We start from the raw sequence: 702 nt of genomic DNA, 5'->3' as shown, positions 1-702 counted from the left end.
CCATGGATTCCGGGCTCGCCCTGCGGGCGCCCCGGAATGACGGCGGAGGGATATCAGTCCGTCTTCTTCAGCACCGCCACGAAAAACCCGTCCGTGCCGGTCCGGCGCGGCGTCATCAGCCAGCCTTCCGCCGACTTCAGTGCGGCCTCGCCGAACGCCTCCGCCTTGTCCCAGAGCACGCTCGCGGTCTGCTCGGGCGGCACCGAGTTGAACTCGGGATGGCGCGCGACGAACGCACGCACCTGCTCGCCGTTCTCCTCCGAAAGCACCGAGCAGGTGATGTAGGCGATGCGGCCACCCGGCTTCACCAGCGGGACCGCGCGCTCCAGGACCTCGGTCTGGTCGCGCAAGCGAATCTCCAGCGCGCCGGGCCGCATCCGCCATTTGGCGTCGGGGTTGCGGCGCCAGGTTCCGGTCCCCGTGCAGGGCGCGTCGATGACGACGAGATCGGCCGAGGCGCGGATATCCGAGAGCGGATCGGCCTCGCCCTTGGGCGTGCGGATGTCGGCGTTGTGGACGCCGGCGCGCGACAGCCGTTCGTGGATCGGGGCGAGCTGGCGCTTGTCGCGGTCGGTCGCGATCAGCCGGCCCTTGCCCTGCATCAGGGCGGCGAGCGCCAGCGTCTTGCCGCCGGCGCCGGCGCAGAGATCGATCACCTGCTCGCCGGGTTTTGCCGCGGTGAACTGGGCCGCAAGCTGGGAT

1 protein-coding gene is annotated in these 702 nt (G+C 70.7%); it reads right to left on the bottom strand.

Going from position 1 to position 702, the window contains the following annotated elements; genetic code table 11:
* Window positions 1-53: 53 nt before the first annotated feature.
* Window positions 54-702, bottom strand: a 649-nt coding sequence (locus tag JHD07_RS21990; protein WP_291625702.1) for an RsmB/NOP family class I SAM-dependent RNA methyltransferase, incomplete at its 5' end; no start/stop codon positions are given.

The organism is Bradyrhizobium sp. (assembly GCF_016462955.1).
Taxonomy (GTDB): Bacteria; Pseudomonadota; Alphaproteobacteria; order Rhizobiales; family Xanthobacteraceae; genus Bradyrhizobium.
The sequence above is the reverse complement of the archived record's forward strand: the minus strand, read 5'-3'. Positions and strand labels throughout refer to the sequence as shown.